This window comes from Serratia sp. 506_PEND (assembly GCF_001076875.1).
Classification (GTDB): domain Bacteria; phylum Pseudomonadota; class Gammaproteobacteria; order Enterobacterales; family Enterobacteriaceae; genus Serratia; species Serratia marcescens.
Genome location: NZ_JVEL01000163.1, coordinates 1 through 1,817 on the forward strand (window position 1 = coordinate 1; position 1,817 = coordinate 1,817).

General features: G+C 55.5%; 3 protein-coding genes and 1 pseudogene. All 4 read right to left on the bottom strand.

Annotated features, from left to right (window positions below):
* A pseudogene (locus ADK28_RS29725) lies at positions 1-244 on the bottom strand (DUF2570 domain-containing protein); the annotation flags it as partial.
* A complete protein-coding gene (locus ADK28_RS04140) occupies positions 241-864 on the bottom strand; it encodes a glycoside hydrolase family 19 protein (protein WP_048794966.1) in 624 nt (207 codons plus the stop codon). The pseudogene ADK28_RS29725 and the gene ADK28_RS04140, both read right to left, overlap by 4 nt.
* A 4-nt stretch (positions 865-868) precedes the next feature.
* On the bottom strand, positions 869-1,147 hold the full coding sequence (locus tag ADK28_RS04145; protein ID WP_048794967.1) for a phage holin family protein: 279 nt from the start codon (positions 1,145-1,147) through the stop codon (positions 869-871).
* The gene (locus ADK28_RS04150) at positions 1,137-1,514 is read right to left on the bottom strand and encodes a putative holin (RefSeq protein ID WP_048794968.1); all 378 of its coding nucleotides are present in this window, start codon (positions 1,512-1,514) and stop codon (positions 1,137-1,139) included. Before ADK28_RS04150 ends, ADK28_RS04145 begins: the two co-directional genes overlap by 11 nt.
* Positions 1,515-1,817: the final 303 nt, after the last annotated feature.

Genomic DNA, 1,817 nt, shown 5'->3' on the forward strand with positions numbered 1-1,817 from the left:
GCTGGCGCAGCTGCTGCTCTCTCCGTTGCTGTTCGGCCATCAGCTTGCGGTTACGGGCGTCCTGTTCCTGCATGGTGGCGATCAGTCCGGCCTGCTGCGCCAGCGTTTTTTTCTGTTGTGCTACCTGTTGCCGTGCCAGTTCCAGCCGATGTGACAACAACGAGCTGTATCCACCCAGGCAAATCGACACCACCAGCAGGAGCAATAATCCTCCGCCGGTCAGTTTTGAAACCCAGCCAGTCATTCCAGTACCTGACGCGCACGCTCAAATCGCTCTTGGCGGTCTGCCAGGCCATTCTTGCCGCCGTTAATCAGCAACGTTACCCGCTCGACGTCCCCCGTGTATTTTCCGCAGCTCTGAGAGTTCCAGAACCAGCCAGCGGAACGCATGGCATATTCGTCTTGTTCCAACAGATCCGGCACCAAAACCAAATCAGTTTTAATGCCAGCGCTGCAAGCTCGATAATTTTCCAAGCCGGTGATCTGAATAAGCCCGCGGCCTCGGTATTTCCAACCATCACCCGGCCCTTTATTGCCCAGTCGCCCGCTGTAAACCAGATTGGCAATCGCCGCTTGGCGGTTGGCCGGCACTACGGTTTCTCCTTGCTGGCGACCAAGCATCTTGCATTGATCCGCTGTAAGCCGGTGGCCGAATGTGGATTGCAGGCCAGTTACGCTATAGTTGAAGGATTCCGCCACAGCGGTAAAGCCTGCCGACTCATGGCCGACCTGGGCGATAAACATCGCTTGCTCCACCGGAGAAGTGATCCCAAATTCGGTGAAGGTAGTCTCCAGGTGCGGAAACCAGCGCGTAGCTAATCCGGCAGCAATACCAGCCGCCTCTTTAAATTGGTCTTTTATCATGGGGTTATCTCGAGAAAGGTTTTGCCAGGGCCATAACATTGCCACGCGATGCGATCACCGCAACGCAGAACGCCATGTTGATCAATGTCTCCGACCAGTTCGAATAGTGATAGTCGCCAGTCAGAATGCGGATGGTCACCGAAGCGCTAGCCACAATCAGCAGCCAGGCACAGAAGGCGGCGAGAGGCCTATGCGTCGCACCATTTCGGCGATACAGCATCATACGGGCGGCTATCACCGCGCAGGTGATAGCATTCACGATTAAGAGGTATTCATTTAGCATCGCTCCCCCCTCGCCGGAACCGGTCAAAAAATCCTGTTGGGTTTTGGCTTGCTGACATCAGGAGTCGGACAGCTATTGCAGAGGCCACCAGCGCACCAACCGGCTCATGAGCCTCAATACCGACCGGGGTCGCCCACGTGATAATCGCCGCTGCAAACGGTGCAGCAAGGATCCCCACCAGCAAAGAGGCAACGAATAGTGCCATCTTTTTTAGCCACGAAAACTCACTGGCGGACATAACGAAAATTACCGCCCCGGCAAATGCACCGATCAACACACCGGAGTCCACGCCTGATAACAGCCCGACTACGGTCACACCGGTTAATGCTGTTGTCGCCGCACCAGTAGTACCTACAGGCTCAGCCATCTTCTTGCTCCTTTGCTCGCTCAGCGAACGCCGGGCGTAAGACATAAAAAAGGCCGCGCATTAGCGCAGCCCTAAAATAGAAAAACCCCGGCTGATGCCAGGGTTCGAATGGATGCCGGTCTTTCCCGACTGTCACTTCACACCGAGGGGCGCACTTAGAAAACCCAGGGTAGGGATCGATAGTGCGTACCAAAACTAAATGCGCCCTTCTGATGCGCTTTCCAGCCACTCCGGGTAACCCCATCTTCGCAGGCTGAAAAGCTTTTTTCTGGAGCGGGCAGTGGGAATCGAACCCACATCATC